Annotated in this window: 11 protein-coding genes and 1 pseudogene; 2 read left to right on the top strand and 10 right to left on the bottom strand. The window is 67.4% G+C overall.

What is annotated here, in order from left to right; all coding sequences use genetic code 11:
* Positions 1-1,057: 1,057 nt before the first annotated feature.
* Positions 1,058-1,672, top strand: coding sequence for an alpha-1,6-glucosidase domain-containing protein (locus LQV39_RS26440; protein WP_307727831.1), 615 nt, complete (start codon positions 1,058-1,060; stop codon positions 1,670-1,672).
* Positions 1,673-1,700: 28 nt separating this feature from the next.
* Here the strand turns inward: LQV39_RS26440 and LQV39_RS01495 are convergent, their stop codons facing one another.
* The 6 genes and pseudogenes from LQV39_RS01495 to LQV39_RS01475 all read right to left on the bottom strand — a co-directional run bounded on the left by LQV39_RS01495 (position 1,701) and on the right by LQV39_RS01475 (position 9,270).
* Positions 1,701-3,140, bottom strand: coding sequence for a nitrilase-related carbon-nitrogen hydrolase (locus LQV39_RS01495; RefSeq protein WP_230019851.1), 1,440 nt, complete (start codon positions 3,138-3,140; stop codon positions 1,701-1,703).
* Positions 3,141-3,143: 3 nt separating this feature from the next.
* Complete coding sequence (locus tag LQV39_RS26470; RefSeq protein WP_374199397.1) at positions 3,144-3,356, bottom strand: BBE domain-containing protein; 213 nt, start codon at positions 3,354-3,356, stop codon at positions 3,144-3,146.
* 834 nt (positions 3,357-4,190) lie between these two features.
* A pseudogene (locus LQV39_RS26465) lies at positions 4,191-4,943 on the bottom strand (FAD-dependent oxidoreductase); the annotation flags it as partial.
* A 350-nt stretch (positions 4,944-5,293) separates the two neighbouring features.
* Positions 5,294-7,156 carry a glucokinase gene (locus LQV39_RS01485; RefSeq protein WP_230020130.1) on the bottom strand — a complete coding sequence of 621 codons (1,863 nt, stop codon included), beginning with the start codon at positions 7,154-7,156 and terminating at the stop codon, positions 5,294-5,296.
* A 171-nt stretch (positions 7,157-7,327) separates the two neighbouring features.
* Complete coding sequence (locus LQV39_RS01480) at positions 7,328-8,827, bottom strand: MDR family MFS transporter (protein WP_230019849.1); 1,500 nt, start codon at positions 8,825-8,827, stop codon at positions 7,328-7,330.
* The gene (locus LQV39_RS01475; RefSeq protein ID WP_230019848.1) at positions 8,824-9,270 is read right to left on the bottom strand and encodes a MarR family winged helix-turn-helix transcriptional regulator; all 447 of its coding nucleotides are present in this window, start codon (positions 9,268-9,270) and stop codon (positions 8,824-8,826) included. The genes LQV39_RS01480 and LQV39_RS01475 overlap by 4 nt, the downstream gene beginning before the upstream one ends.
* 171 nt (positions 9,271-9,441) lie before the next feature.
* Between LQV39_RS01475 and LQV39_RS01470 the strand changes: the two genes are divergently transcribed.
* On the top strand, positions 9,442-10,659 hold the full coding sequence (locus tag LQV39_RS01470; protein ID WP_230019847.1) for a YeeE/YedE family protein: 1,218 nt from the start codon (positions 9,442-9,444) through the stop codon (positions 10,657-10,659).
* Between the two features lies 1 nt (position 10,660).
* Here LQV39_RS01470 and LQV39_RS01465 read toward each other — a convergent pair whose 3' ends face one another.
* The 4 genes from LQV39_RS01465 to LQV39_RS01450 all read right to left on the bottom strand — a co-directional run bounded on the left by LQV39_RS01465 (position 10,661) and on the right by LQV39_RS01450 (position 15,566).
* Entirely contained in the window at positions 10,661-11,329 is a 669-nt protein-coding gene (locus LQV39_RS01465; protein WP_230019846.1) for a cupin domain-containing protein, read from the bottom strand.
* 22 nt (positions 11,330-11,351) lie between these two features.
* Positions 11,352-12,020 (bottom strand): hypothetical protein, encoded by a 669-nt coding sequence (locus LQV39_RS01460; protein ID WP_230019845.1) that lies wholly within the window; start codon positions 12,018-12,020, stop codon positions 11,352-11,354.
* Positions 12,021-12,115: 95 nt separating this feature from the next.
* A complete protein-coding gene (locus LQV39_RS01455) occupies positions 12,116-13,789 on the bottom strand; it encodes an alpha-amylase family glycosyl hydrolase (RefSeq protein WP_230019844.1) in 1,674 nt (557 codons plus the stop codon).
* A 145-nt stretch (positions 13,790-13,934) separates the two neighbouring features.
* The gene (locus LQV39_RS01450) at positions 13,935-15,566 is read right to left on the bottom strand and encodes an alpha-D-glucose phosphate-specific phosphoglucomutase (RefSeq protein ID WP_230019843.1); all 1,632 of its coding nucleotides are present in this window, start codon (positions 15,564-15,566) and stop codon (positions 13,935-13,937) included.
* Between the last annotated feature and the right edge of the window lie 59 nt (positions 15,567-15,625).

The following is a 15,625-nucleotide window of genomic DNA, read 5'->3' as shown; positions in this document are numbered from 1 at the left end:
GTCTACGACCTCGGCAGCGTGCCGGAAACCGGCTGCGCCGTGCCCAAGCCGTCGGGCGCGCCGGATGGCGAGGCCCAGCAGGCCCTCGTGAAAAAGACAGCGGAATCCGACTGCTTCAACTGGGGCTACGACCCCTACCACTACAACGCGCCGGAAGGCAGCTACGCCACCAACCCTGCGGACGGCGCCCGCCGCGTGATCGAATTCCGCGAGATGGTCGACAGTCTCCACAAGCTCGGCCTGCGCGTGGGCATGGACGTGGTGTTCAACCACACCTTCAGCGCCGGACAAGTTGAAAAATCGGTGCTCGACCGCGTGGTGCCCGGCTACTACCACCGCCTGAACGCGGCGGGCGGCATCGAGCGCTCGACCTGCTGCGACAACACGGCCACCGAAAATCTCATGATGGGCAAGCTGATGATCGACTCGGTGGCCCTGTGGGCGACCCAGTACAAGATCGATTCCTTCCGCTTCGACCTGATGGGCCACCAGCCGCGCGCCGTGATGGAGCGCCTGCAGCAGAAGGTGAATGCGGCCGCAGGCCGGCCGGTACAGCTGCTCGGCGAAGGCTGGAATTTCGGCGAAGTCGCCGACGGCGCGCGCTTCGTGCAGGCGTCGCAGCTGTCCCTGAACGGCAGCGGCATCGGCACCTTCAACGACCGCACCCGCGACGCCGTGCGCGGCGGTTCGGCCGGCGACTCGGGCGAAGCACTGTTCGCGCGCCAGGGCTGGATCAATGGTCTGGTATACGACCCGAACGGCCACGCCGGCAGGCACGAAGAAGCCGAATTGCTGCGCGCGGCCGACATGGTGCGCGCCGGCCTGGCAGGATCGCTGCGCAGCTACCAGCTGCAGACCTTCGACGACAGGACCGTGCCGCTGGAGCGTATCGACTACGGCGGCCAGCCGGCCGGCTATGCGAGCGAGCCTTCGGAGGTGGTGAACTACGTCGAGAACCACGACAACCAGACCCTGTACGACATCGACGTGTTCAAGCTGCCGGCATCGACCTCGAGCCAGGACCGCGCCCGCGTGCAGGTGCTGGCCATGGCCGTCGATGCCTTCGCCCAGGGCATCGCCTACTACCACGCCGGCATCGACGTGCTGCGCTCGAAGTCCCTGGACCGCAACAGCTTCAATTCGGGCGACTGGTTCAACCGCATCGACTGGACCTACCAGGACAACTACTTCGGTACCGGCCTGCCGCCGGCGGAAGACAACGGCAAGGACTACGCTGATCAAGCCGCTGCTGGCCAACCCCGCCTTCAAACCGGCACCCGCCGACATCGCCTTCGCGCGCGACGCCTTCCGCGACCTGCTCGCCATCCGCGCCAGCTCGACCCTGTTCCGGATGCCGAGCGCCGCGGAGATCCGCCGCCGCCTGCGCTTCTTCAACACCGGCTCGACCCAGAACCCGACCGTGGTCGCGGCCGCGCTGAACGGCGAAGGCTATCCGGGCGCTGGTTTCAAGAGCATCAGCTACTTCATCAACGTCGACAAGATCGGCCACACCGTCACCGACGAACAGGCCGCCGGCAAGACGCTGCGCCTGCATCCCGTGTTCCTGGCGCCGAATGCGGCCGACAAGCGCGCGACGCAGGCAAGCTTCGATCCGGCGACCGGGTCTTACAGCATTCCGCCGAGGACGGCGGTGGTGTTCGTGGAAGATTAACGTAGGGTGGGCACAATGTGCCCACGCATTACGCCCCCGTCATGGCAAGCACCGCGTGGGCACGGTGTGCCCACCCTACGGCGAACAGCAAGATTGCGGCCACGGTGCACAACCAGCCAAACACATCCCCAACCCGGCTGTACAAGGTCGCGCCAGGCGCCGCAGCCGGCACCCGCCCCAGCATCGTCACCCCAGGCAGCGGCCCCGACGCCTTCTCCATCACCACGCGCCCATACGCATCGCTGATCGTCAGCAGGCCCTCGCGGGACGCGCGCACCATGGCCACGCCGCTTTCCACGCCGCGCACGGCGGACAGGCGCGCGGCGTATTCGCCATCCTCGCCGAAGTCCCAGGCCGGCACCAGCAGCGCCTGCGCGCCCAGCCCCGCATAGGCGCGGCCCATCTCCGCGAAGTGCGCGTCCTTGCAGATCGCCAGGCCGTAGCGGGTGCCGTTAATGGCCTGCACGTCGAAGGCGGACCCAGTGGCATAGCTGCGCTCCGGCGGCGCCAGGTGGTGCTTGACGTAGTCGGCTGCCAGGCTGCCATCGGGTGCGAACAGCCACTGGTGGTTGGTGGTGCGGCCGTCATCGATGCCCACGCCCAGGCTCAGCCAGACCTGACTACGCACGGCAAGCCTGGCCATTCGCTGGCGCAGCAAGGCGGCAGCGTCAGGCGCCAGCACGGCGATCTTCTCCGGCAGCAGCACGATATGCGCGCCCTGCCCGGCCAGCGCTTCCACATGGCGCTCATACTGCGACCAGATGCGCTCCACCTGTGCGGCCGGCACCCGCGGGCCGATGAAGTCGTCGATGGAAGCCAGGCCGACCAGTTCTCCCTGCGGCGCCGGCGATGACGGAATGCGCGCAACACCGAAGCCGAAACTTGCCGCCACCAGGACGGCAGCCATCCCCAGCGGCCAGCGCACCGCGCGCCGGCCCCGCACCGCGGCCGCGGCCAGAACCACAGGCGCCAGCGACAGCACGAACACCAGCCCGGCCACGCCCAGCAAGGACGTGATCTGCAGCGCCGGCGCGAAGCCGGCCTGCGAATACGCGAGGCTGGGCCAGTTGCCGTCCGGGTGCAGGTGGGCCAGCAGGGTGTCCGCCGCACACCACAGCAGCGGGTAGGCCAGCAGCGCCCAGGGCGATGCGCTCGCCTTCATCACGCGGCGCGCCTGGCACACCACCAGCACCCATAACAGGGCCGACATCACCATCGACAGCAAAGCGGCCGGCAGCGGCATCACGGTGGAAAAATAATGCAGGTTGGCGCTGGCGGCAATCAGCCCGGCCAGCAGCGACCAGACCAGGGCCATGCGCGCCGTGCTGCGCAGGACCGCCGCCAGCAGGGGCGCCGGCGCGATCCAGGCCAGCCACCAAAGCGGATACAGGCCGAAGCTCCAGCGCATCAGCAGCCCGCCAACGATCGCCAGGCCCAGGTCGATTGCATCGTTTCTCGTCATGCGCATGATTCAATCCTTGCGTGTAAAACCATCGGCGCTCCAGGCCTCGCTGCCGACGCCGTGGCGGACCGTGAACAGGCCGTCCGGGTCGTAGCGCTGCTTGATCTTCAGGAGCTTCGCGTAATTGGGTCCCCAGTAGGCTTCCTGCCAGCGCTGCTGGAAGAAGTCGCTCTCGGACACGTAGGCGCCGGCGTTTGGCGCCACCTTGCGCAGCTCGCTCATCGCGCCGCGGATGCTTGCGGCGCGGCGGTGAGCCCGGGCTTCGTCCACCTGCACGCCCGGCATGCCCGGAAAAGCAGGGTCGCCGCCACCGGCGATGATCGCCAGCGCGAAGGCATCGAGCACGCCGGGGTGGGTGGCGGTATTGCGGGTCCGGTCCAGGGCGTCCTGCGGCGCCCCCGCGATGCCCTTGTTGAAGTGCAGCTCGACCCACCACTTGTTGGAGGCGGCGCACAGGCTGTTCACCAGACGCGCCTGCGCGCCCTCGTCCAGCAGCGCGGCCGGCAGCCAGGTCGATTCGTAGCCGTGGATGTACCAGCCGGCCTGGCCGCGGTCGCCCTGCCACACGGCGTGGTGGCTTGGGGCGCCATCGCGCTCGTCCTTCGCCATGATGCCCGGCGCCGCCTTGCTCCAGAAGTCGGCATCCCAGAAGCGGCGCGCCGGCACCGCCATGATCGTCGGCTCATTGAAGTTGTAGTCGCCGCTGGCGCGTACCCAGTCGAAGAAAGGCGCCCACACGCCGCGCGCCTCGGCCTGGGTCAGGCCCTGGAACACCATCGAAAGGTGCAGTTGCCTGCCCTCGCGCAGGGACACCTGTTCGCCCCAGTGCGCATTGAACAGGCGCTCGCGGTAGAAGGCGATGAAGCGCGCGACCAGGGCCTTGAAGGCGGCGTCGCTGGTGGCCGTGATATCGCCGAACACGCCGCCGAAAAACTCGGGCAGCTCGTGCGTGCGCAGGGTCATGCGCGTGACCACGCCGAAGGTGCCGCCGCCACCGCCCTTGATGGCCCAGAACAGCTCCGGATTGGTATAGGCGTTGACGATGGCTACCCGTCCGTCGGCGGTGACGATTTCCGCTTCGAGCAGGCTGGCCGCCGCGGTCCCGTAGCGCTTCGAGAAGCTGCCGAAGCCGCCGCCCTGCACCAGTCCCGGCACGCCGACGGTGGTGCAGCCGCCGCCCTGCACGTAGCGGCCGGCCTTGGTGGTCACGGCGGTATAGGCGTCGATCCACATGGCGCCGGCGCCGATGCGCACGGCCGGCATCGCGTCCGCCTCGGTGCCGCCATGCGGGATGAAAGCGTCGAGCACGCTGACCTCGTTCATGGCGCGCGGCCATACCAGCAGCGAATCCGGCGCGTTCGAGCCGCCCTTGTAGCTATGGCCGCCGCCTTTCACGACCAGGCGCAGCTTGTGGGTGCGGGCGAAGTCGACGGCGGCGGCGATGTCGGCCGTCTCGCGCGCCGCCACCGCATAGGCGCTGGGCTGCGACAGCCAGGCATCCTGCCAGCCGCTGGTCTGGGTCAGCGCGGGATTGTCGCCGATGGCGTAAGGGTTCTTCAGCTGTTCCCGCAGTGTGGCGCAGCTGGCTGCATCGGCCGCACAGCCTGCGAAAGGCGACGCCAGCTTCAGCAGCCGCCCCGAGGTCGCGCGCCGCAGGCCGTCCCACTCGGCGGCGCTGGGCCAGCCGGCCGCGCCGGGGCGCACGCGCGCGCGCAGCGCCTTTGCATTTGCAGCGCCGGCCAGTCCGGGCAGGCCGCTCGCCGCCAGCGCAGCGCCCAGGGAAACCTTCAATAGTCCGCGTCGTTTCATCTTCGCCTCTTGTTGTTGATTTGTTCAGGCAAGGATGAATCAGGCCGGATGGCCGGGCAAACGCTTTGTGGCGAAACGGGATAGTACGGGGGCGAACCGGTGCCCGGACGGCGCGAAGCGGTCCGGGCGGCTTCGCTAGAAGAAGACGGCCGGCCTGGCCAGGGCCGACGTCAATGCGCACAGCATGATCAGCGTGGCCATGATCGCCAGGGTCTTGACGTCATCCGGGTGCATCATGATGCTCTCCAATGGGGGACCTGGGTCCTCCATTGTGTAGTGCCATACGGAAACGTTATTGATCCAGCTCGCTTACTGTGTTGCGTCCTTGTAGACCGGGCGCTTCATCGCCGTCAGATATCGAGGTGGGAAATCAGCAAACGCCGGCGCTCGCTGTCGCCCTCGCCGTTCTCGCCGTTCTCCTGGCCCAGCGAGATCCCGACCGCCATGATGTCGATGAGCAGCAGCTGCAGGATGCGCGAGATCATCGAGAGGAAGGTCGTGCTGTCTTCGCTGTGGTCGACCGCCAGGCAGATGCTGGCCTTGCGCGCCAGCGCCGACTTGCTGCTGGTGATGGCGATGACGTCGGCGCCGGCCGCGCGCGCGGTGTCGACCGCGGACAGCAGCTCGGGCAGCTGGCCGGTGGTCGAGATCGCGATCACGACGTCGCCGGGTCCGAGCAGTTCGGCCGCCAGCGAGAACAGGTGGGAATCGCCGTAGGACGAGGTCGGGATGCGGAAGCGGAAGAATTTATGTTGGCCATCCAGCGCCACCACGCGCGAATTCCCCATCGCGTAGAACTCGACGCGCTTGGCCTTGCGCAGGATTTCGATGGCGCGATCGATCGAGTTCACGTCCAGCTGGTCGCGGAACTTCAGGATCGCCGACACGGTGTTGTCGATGACCTTGGCCGACAGGTCGTGCGTGCTGTCGGTCATGCGCACCTGGCTGTGGCGCACGGGGATGGTGCCGGTCAGGCTGCCCGCGAATTTCAGCTTGAAGTCGGCCAGGCCGGAGAAGCCCAGCGAACGGCAGAAACGGATCACGGTCGGCTGGCTGACATCGGCCAGCTTCGCGATCTCGGCGATCGGCTCGGATAGTACCTTGCGCGGATGCTCCAGCACCAGGGTCGCGACGCGCTGCTCGGCCGGCGACAGCTCGTGCTGCAGATGCTGCACGCGCTCCATCAGCGTGTTCGCGCCGGTGCGGCCGCGCAGGTGCTCCGACAGGATGCTGGCGACGCCGTACAGCGCCGGATTCGGCGTCATGATCACATAGGTCGGGATCTGCGCCAGGTAGTCGGAGAAGCGGCCCTTGGCTTCGAAACGCGCGCGGAAGGGCGAGCTCGCGAACCAGGGCGCGATGCGCGGCACGATGCCGCCGCCGATGAAGATGCCGCCGAAGGCGCCCAGCGTGACGGCCAGGTTGGCCGCCGCGCCGCCCAGCATGCCGGCGAAGCATTCGAGCACTTCCAGGCACAGCGGGTCGTTCTGCTCGAGCGCGCAGTTCGCGATCTCGGCGGCCGTGCGCGCGGGCGCCTGCACGCCGTTGCGCTGGGCCAGCGCGCGGTAGATGATCTCCATGCCGGGGCCGGAGATCAGGCGCTCGTTCGATACGTGCTGCCATTCGCGCCAAGCGTACTGCAGGATCGCGAACTCGCGCTCGTCGGCCGGCGCGAAGTTGACGTGGCCGCCCTCGCTGCCGAGGGTGACGAAGCCGTCCACGGTCGGGATCACGCCCGAGACGCCGAGGCCCGTGCCCGGACCCAGCACGCCGGCGACCGCATGCGGCTGCGGCTTGCCGCCGCCGATCTGCAGCAGGTCGTCCGGCTTGAACCCCGGCAGCGCCATCGCCAGCGCCGTGAAGTCGTTCACGATTAGCAGCGTGGTCAGGCCGAGGGTGCGGCGCACCTCGTCGGTCGAGAACTGCCAGTCGCGGTTGGTCATGCGGATGAAGTCACCGCTGATCGGATTCGCCAGCGCGAAGGCGGCATGGCTGATGCGCACGCCGCCCGTCTGCGCCAGGTAGGCGTTCAGCAGCGGGACGATGCCCGGGTAGTCGTCGCACAGCAGCACGGCGACGTTGCGCAGCACGCCGGGCGCGCTCTCCAGCGCAAAGCGCGCATGGGTCGCGCCGATGTCGGCCAGCAGGCGCGGACCGTCGGCATAGGCGGCGCGGGGTTGCTTTTGTTCGGTGGTGTCGGGCTCAATGGTCATTGCCATAGAATACCATTGATTGAATGGCACCAAAACAGTGAAACCGTCGTTCCCGCGTCCTTCTTCGTCGTTCCCGCGAAGGCGGGAACCCAAGTTTGGCGAGTAGCCACAATAAGCGTTTGTACTGATCCACGAACTTGGGTTCCCGCCTGCGCGGGAACGACGGGGTAACTATTCCGCCTGCGCCGGCTGCGGCGCCTTCGCCCCCTCCACCTGCACATGCGGCATGAACAGCAGGATCACCAGCCCCGCCAGCACGATCACGGTGCCGGCGCCGAAGATGTTGGCGATGGCCTGGCGGTAGACCTCGCGCATGGCCGGGTCGAGCACCGTGCCGGTGCCGGCGCTGGCCGCGGCTTCGATGCCGTGGGCATGCAGCTGGTGCGCCAGGATCGCCCCGGAGCCGGTCACGCCGAGCAGGCCGCCGAGCGAGCGGAAGAAGGTCAGCATGGCGGTGCCGACGCCGCGCCGCGCCACCGGCAGCGCGCTCTGCACGACGATGGTCATGTTCGGCATCACCAGGCCCAGGCCCGCGCCGAGGAAGAAGATCGGCGGCTCGATGAACAGGTAGCCGCGGCCCGTGGCCATGGCCCAGGTCAGCGCGGCAAACGCCGCAACCGCCACCGCCAGGCCGGCCACCTGCACTTCCTTGTACTTGCCGGCGCGCGCGACGGCGCGGCCGATCAGGCTCGAGGCGATGATCATCCCCACCATCATCGGCACCGTCAGCATGCCGGAATGCGCCGGGCTGGCGCCCATCACCAGCTGGAAGTAGAGCGGGAAGAACACGCTCGATCCCATCAGGCCGACGAAACTCAGCGCCATCACCAGGCTAGCCAGGTTGAACACGCGGTTGCCGAACAAGTCGGGCGGCAGCACCGGCTCGGCGGCGCGGCGCAGGTGCACCACCAGCCAGGCGCCCAGCACCACGGTGAGCGCGGCGCAGACCTTGATCTCGAACGCATCCCACGGCCATTCGGTGCCGCCCAGCGCCAGGATCAGCAGCAGCGAGACGATGCTGGTGGTGAGCAGCACCGAGCCGAGATAGTCGATGCGGTGGGCATGCGTGATGACGGGTTTGCGCAGCGAGCGCGCGATGGCCCAGCAGGCGAAGGCGCCGACCGGCAGGTTGATGAAGAAGATCCAGTGCCAGGACAGCAGGTCGGTCATGAAGCCGCCCAGCACCGGCCCGAGCACGCTGGTGACGGCGAACACGATCGCGATCGAGCCCTGGCGCTTGGCGCGGTCCTGCGGCGCCACCAGGTCGGAGATGATGATCTGGGCCAGCGGCATGAAGCCGCCCGCGCCCATGCCCTGAATGGCGCGGAACACGATCAATTGCGTCATGCTGCCGGCCAGGCCGCACAGCACCGAGCCAATCAGGAAGGTGGCGAGCGCGGTGAAGATCATCGGGCGGCGGCCGTACTGGTCGGCCATCTTGCCGTACAGGGGCATGGTGGCGGTCGAAGCCAGCACGTAGGCCGTCACCACCCAGGACAGATGGGCCATGCCGCCCAGGTCGGAGACGATGCGCGGCAGGGCCGTGGCGACGATGCTCTGGTCGAGCGCGCCCAGTCCGAGCACGGCCATCAGGGCGAAGTAGACGGACCGGATCTCCTTTTCGGTGACCGGGGCCGGAACGGGTGCGGTGGCGTGCGGGGTCTGGGTCATGGGCGTGCGATCAGCTTGAGGGGTTCGATGGCGGCGGCGAGGGCATCCAACTGGGCGTCGTCGAGGCGGCCGACGCGCTGGACCAGCCAGTCCAGGCGTTGCGCATGCAGCTGGTTGTGCATGGCCTGGCCGGCCTCGGTGAGCCGCAGGCCGCTGCGGCGGCGGTCTTCGGGATCGGGCGCGGCGCGCGCCAGCAGGCCCGCCTCTTCCAGGGCTTTCACTTGCGCGCTCATGGTCGGGGTGCGGACCTGCTTCATGCGCGCCAGCTCGGCCACGCCGATACCTGGCTGGTGGCCGACGGCGCCCAGCAGCATCGCTTGCATGAGCGACAGGCCGGAAGTGTGGCGTTCGGCGTCGCGGCGGATTTCGCGCATCAGGAGCTTGATGGCGTCGCGCAGGTCTTCCGCCACCTGCAGGCTACGGTCGGGTTTTCGTGTCTTCATGATTATATTAGGTAGGCTACCTAACTATCTTAGGACAAAACCCGGCCGGATTCAAGCAGGACGCATTCGAATCGTGCGCGCCTCGTGCACAAAGGCTGGGCAGAGGCCGCCAGCACGAAAATCGAAAACGCGCGAAAATAGCGGATTCCGTTTCAAATTCAAACACTTACCATGTCCGATTCTGCAACTTTGCCTCTTCCGCGCCGTGTCGACATCAATCCGAAGCCGCTCGGCGTTTCCCTTTTACTCATCCTGATCGGCGCCCTCTGGCTGGCACAGGCCGTCAGCGTCAAACAGGCCGCGCTGTTCGTGGTCGGCGCCCTGCTCGGCCTCGCGCTCTACCACGCCGCCTTTGGCTTCACCTCGTCCTGGCGCGTCTTCATCGCGGACGGCCGTGGCGCCGGCCTGCGTGCACAGATGATCATGCTGGCCGTCGGCGTGGCGCTGTTCTTCCCGGCGCTGTCCGCCGGCACGCTGTTCGGCAATCCGGTCAACGGCCTGGTTTCGCCCGCGGGCACCTCGGTGGTCATCGGCGCCTTCCTGTTCGGTATCGGCATGCAGCTGGGCGGCGGCTGCGCCTCCGGCACGCTGTACACGGTCGGCGGCGGCAGCACGCGCATGATCGTCACCCTGCTCGCCTTCATCGCCGGCTCCGTGATCGCCACCGCGCACATGCCCTTCTGGACCTCGCTGCCGCAACTGAAGCCGGTCTCGCTGGTGAAGGAACTGGGCCTGGCGCCGGCGCTGCTGCTCAACTGGCTGGTGTTCGCCGCCATCGCCGCCATCACGGTGGTGGTCGAGAAGCGCCGCCACGGCAAGCTGGTCGCGCCCAAGCTCCCGGCCGAACGCGCATCGACCTGGCTGCACGGCCCCTGGCCGCTGGTGGCCGGCGCCATCGCGCTGGTGCTGCTCAATTTCGCCACGCTCGCGCTGTCGGGCCGTCCGTGGGGCGTGACCTCGGCTTTTGCGCTGTGGGGCGCGAAAGCTGCGTCGGCCATCGGCATCGACACCGCCAGCTGGACCTACTGGTCGACCAAGGCGAATGCCGCCGCGCTGGCCGCGCCGGTGTGGAAGGACGTGACCTCGGTGATGGACATCGGCATCGTGCTCGGCGCCATGCTGGCGGCCGCGCTGGCCGGCCGCTACGCGCCGAAGTGGAAGCTGCCGCTGCGCTCCTTCATCGCGGCCGTCGTCGGCGGCCTGATGCTGGGCTACGGCGCGCGCCTGGCCTACGGCTGCAACATCGGCGCCTACTTCAGCGGCATCGTGTCGGGCAGCCTGCACGGCTGGCTGTGGCTGGTGGCGGCGTTTGCCGGCAACGTGTTCGGCACGCGTCTGCGTCCGCTGTTCGGGCTGGAAGTCGAGCGTATCAAGCAGACCGGCTGCTGAGCTACTCGGCCATGACCGGATGCGCCAGGTGTCCGGTCTTCAGATAAAAGCGCACGCCCTTCTCGCCTGCCGTGAAACCGGGCCGGTCGCCGGCGGGCAGCCGTATCCAGGTGCCGGGCTTGTAGCGCCGGTCGCCATCGACGATCCGGCCTTCGAGCACCAGCAGTTCCGCACCGTCGGCAGCGTCCATCAGGATGCGTCCTCCTGCCTGCACACGCTGCAGGCACACCTGCTCGGCAGGACTTGAAAACAGTGGGCAAACCATCCGGTCCTCGTGACGCTGCCAGGCCGACGCCTTGCGCGTATCGATGCGCACGACACGATCGTCCCCCGGCGCCATCTGGCGCAGCTTAACGAAGATGAGCGCTCCCTCGGCGCTCGACGGTTGATGCGAAGTCCCGTCCGGGTTGCGCAGATACCAGCCGGCCGGGAAATCCCCGGTCTCGTCGGAGAACGTGCCTTCCAGGACCAGGATCTCTTCGCCGCCCGGGTGCTGGTGCGGCGGAAAATGGGAATCGGGTGCGTAGCGCACGATGCTGGTGGCGCGCGCTTTCTCCGCGCCGATCCGGTCCAGCATCATGCGCTCGACGCCCGCTTGCGGCGAGGCGGCCCACTGGTACTGGCTGGGTTCGATGATGACGGGCAGCGAAAAATCGGCGTTGATGAGCATGGGCTTCCTCCTGCCTGCAAGTCTAGACCATCCGCGGCCGCATTTCCAAGGCCCTCCGCTGCGCGCGATAGATGCGCACCCAGCAGCACAGCACGACGATCATGCCGAGCACCGACGGCGCCAGCTGCGACCAGGGCTGCCCCACTCGCACGGTATTCCCGACGGCCGCCGACAGCATCCCGAACAGGCAACCGAGCATCTTGTAGATATGCTCATAGCGCCACAGTGCCGCATGCCAGCACCGCGGGAACAGCCAGCGCACCGCATCGTAGGCCAGTAGGATCATTACCGCAGCCAGCGTCGAATACAGGACCGATGCCGCCGCGCCCACCATCGCGCCATCGGCGAACAGGCGGCGCACCAGCATGGCGGTCATGGCCACGGCGCCCAGCAGCAGGCCCGCGTCCACTTTGTCGGGACCGTTCGCCCGCGTGTAGATGACGTGCCAGCCGCTCAGCAGCTGATAGGACACCAGCACGGTCAAGACCGCAAACAGCGGCAGGAAGCGGAAGACCGCATTGCCGACCGCAGCGCTCAGGCAAACCACGGCGGTGAGAAGCACGAACACGCGGCCGCGCCGGCGGTGGTGAATGGCGTCCTTCGGTTTGCCGAGCAGGTAGAGGCCGAGGACGATGGCGGCGCTGCCGGCCAGGATGTGAACGAGGACGTTTAGGAGATGTGGGGTCGTCATGCTTTCCACGGTAGGGAAAACATGAAGGGGGCACAATCGCGATGGAACGAACCGCCGCTTTCGTGCCCTCAACTGAGGGAACCCGGATCGAAGGATCAGTCCAGCGCGATCAGCGCCACCGGCGCCCGCAGCTCGAACTGCACCTTGCCTTTCGCAACCACGGCGGTCTTGCCGGTGTAAGAATCGCGCACGGTCTGGCCATCCATGAACACGCCGGCCACCGGAATCGCCACCGTGCGGTCCTGCGGCAGGTCGAGCGCCACCACCACGCGGTCCGTCACGCCGTTCTTTTCATAGGTGCGCTTGAACACGTAGGGGCTGGCCTGCAGCATCTGGTGCACGCCGGCGCCCACCGCCGGGTGCGCGTGGCGGAAGCGGCCCAGGCGCGCCCAGTGCTCGCGCACTTCGGCCACGCCGAACAAGCCGACGCGGGTGTTGTTCTTCAGCTGGTCCCAGTTCATGAAGGAGCGCAGGTTGGCGTCGCCTTCCGCGCCCTCGATCTTCAGCACGCGCGCGGTTTCGTCGCCGTAGTAGATCTGGGCCTGGCCCGGCGCCAGCAGCAGTTTATTCGCCGCTTCCATCGGGCGCTGGCGCAGCGCGTCGAAGGGATTGCCGTCGTCGTGCGAGTCCAGGTAGTTCAGCACCGAGTAGCCGGTCAAAGGGCCGTGCAGCGCCGCCGAGTAGGACGAGAACAGCTGCTCGTAGCCCTGGCCGGCATCGCGGACCATGCTGAAGTTGATCATGCTGTCGAAGCCGTTGCTGTAATAATCGACCTTGCTGCCGCCGTCGTAGGTGAACTCGCGGCCTGCCTTGACCGAGTAGCCGTAGGTCTCGGCAGTCATGAAGAAAGGCAGATCGCCGGGCACGCGCTTGGCCGGATTGGCCTTCTTCCAGTCCTCGTAGGCCTGGCTGGCGACCTTCTTCAGGTCTTTCCATGCGCCCGGCTCGACGTGCTTGACGGTGTCGGCGCGGAAGCCGTCGAAGCCGTACTTGCGCACCCAGTCGCTGTGCCATTTCATCAGGTAGTAGCGCGGCGCGCGCGGGTAGCCGGTGCGCTTGAAGAAGTCGTTCAGCTCCGCCGTCTCGCGCTCGTAGCGCCCTTCCTTCTTCCACTTCGCAACCAATGCCGGCGGCAGGTCCACTTTCTCGTTGCTGTCGGTGCGGAAGTCCGGCAGGTTCTTCACCAGCGTGCAGCTGATGGTGCTCGCCATGTCCTTGTAGGTGCAGCTTGGGGAGGTGCGCACCCACTCGGCCGGCCAGACCGGATCCTGCGGCGTCACCGGGCCGGTCTGGTTCATCACCACGTCCAGCAGGACGCGGATGCCGCGCGCGTGGGCGGCGTCCACCAGCTCGTGCAGGTCCTTCTCGGTGCCGAGATTGGCGTCGACGGCCGTGAAGTCGCGCGCCCAGTAGCCGTGGAAGCCGTAGGTCTTGCCCGTACCTTCATCGGTAGGCGCGTGGATCTGCTCCACCGGCGGCGTGATCCAGATCGCGTCCACGCCCAGGTCCGTGAAGTACCCGTCCTTGATCTTCTGCGTGACCCCGGCCAGGTCGCCGCCCATGAAGCCGCGCGCGACGGCTGCGTCGTCCTTGCGGCCATAGGCATGGTCATTGGCCGGGTTGCCGTTGTTGAAGCGGTCCGTCAGCAGGAAGTAGACGGTCGCGTTCTCCCAGGTGAAGGGCTTGCCTTTGACGGGCGTTAGGTCCGGGGCGGCGGACGCGGCGCCGAAGGCGAGCATCAGGGAAACGGCAAGGGCGGAGAATTTCATTCAGGGTCCTTTTTTAAGTGACGTCGTTCCCGCGGAGGCGGGAACCCAAGTTTGCGTGAATGGCCGCAATGAAGCCGGCAGTCCGCTACGAACTTGGATTCCCGCCTTCGCGGGAATGACGGGTGGGTGTGCGTGGGTGACGGGATCAAGTGATCACACTCGGCTCCTGGCGTCCAGTACGCTGCTTCAGTTCCGACACCTGCTCGGCGATGACGATCAAGGGCGCCAGCGCTTCCTGGGTGTCCAGGTTATGGCGCGACGGGTCGGCCTCGTAGCGTTCGAGGTAGACCCGTACGGTCGCGCCCTCGGTGCCGGTGCCGGACAGGCGCAGCACGATGCGCGAGCCGTCGCTCATGATGATGCGGATGCCCTGCTTGCTGGCGACCGAGTGGTCGACCGGATCGGTGTAGACGAAGTCGTCGGCCTGCGCGACGCGGAACTCGCCGAAGGTTCGCCCGGCCAGCGACGAGAGCTTCAGGCGCAGGTCGACCATCATCTTGTCGGCGCTTGCAGCGTCCACGGCTTCGTAGTCGTGGCGCGAATAGTAATTGCGGCCGAAGCGGGCCCAGTGTTCCTGTACCAGCTGGTTGACCGATTTGCCGCTGGCCGCGATCAGGTTCAGCCAGAACAGCACGGCCCACAGGCCATCCTTTTCGCGGATGTGGTTCGAGCCCGTGCCATAGCTCTCCTCGCCGCACAGCGTGGCCAGGTCGGCGTCGAGCAGGTTGCCGAAGTACTTCCAGCCGGTCGGCGTTTCGAAACAGGAAATGCCCAGGGCTTCGGCGACGCGGTCGGCGGCCTGCGAGGTCGGCATCGAGCGCGCGATACCCTTGATGCCGGCGCGGTAGCCCGGCGCCATCGTCGCGTTGGCGGCGATGATGGCCAGGCTGTCCGAGGGTGCGACTGCAAGATTGCGGCCGACGATCATGTTGCGGTCGCCGTCGCCGTCGGAGGCCGCGCCGAATTCCGGCGCATCGGGGCCGTTCATCAGCGCCACCAGTTCGGCCGCGTTGACGGGGTTCGGGTCCGGGTGGTGGCCGCCGAAGTCTTCCAGCGGTTCGTCGTTGATGACGGTGCCCGCGGGCGCCCCCAGCATGCCTTCGATGATGGCTTTCGCGTAGGGGCCGGAGACGGCGCTCATGCCGTCGAAGCGCATCGTGAAGCCGCGGCCGAACAGGGCGCGGATCGCGTCGAAGTCGAACAGGCGCGCCATCAGTTCGGCGTAGTCGGCCACCGGGTCGATGACCTCGACCGCCATCTCTTCAAGCTGGGTCGTGCCGGGCTGGTCGAGGTCGACCGGGCCGGCATCGCTGATGCGGTATTCGCTCAGGGTCTGGGTATGCGCATGGATCGCTTCGGTGATCTTCTCCGGCGCGGGGCCGCCGTTCTCGATGTTGTACTTGATGCCGAAGTCGCCGTCCGGGCCGCCGGGATTATGGCTGGCCGACAGTACGATGCCGCCGAAGGCGCCGTGCTTGCGGATCACGCAGCTGACCGCCGGCGTCGAGAGGATGCCGCCGCGGCCGACCAGTACCCGGGCCACCTTGTGCGCGGCGGCCATGCGCAGGATGGCCTGGACTGCGGTGCGGTTGTAGAAGCGGCCGTCGCCCCCGAGCACGAGGGTGCGGCCGCTGCAATCGCCCAGGGTCAGGAAGATCGCCTCGACGAAGTTTTCGAGGTAGCCGGGCTGCTGGAACTCGGTGACCTTCTTGCGCAGGCCCGAGGTGCCGGGGCGCTGCCCGGCAAACGGCGTGGTCGCTACTGTCTGAATCGTCATCTCGTGCTCCTGTATCGATGCGTGGTTTGTTGTCAAACCTTCATGATAGGACAGGAGCC

The sequence above is a fragment of the Massilia sp. Bi118 genome, from assembly GCF_918697865.1.
In the GTDB taxonomy this organism is placed as follows: domain Bacteria; phylum Pseudomonadota; class Gammaproteobacteria; order Burkholderiales; family Burkholderiaceae_D; genus Telluria.
Note: the sequence above shows the minus strand (reverse complement) of the source record. Positions and strands in the feature narration are given on the sequence as shown.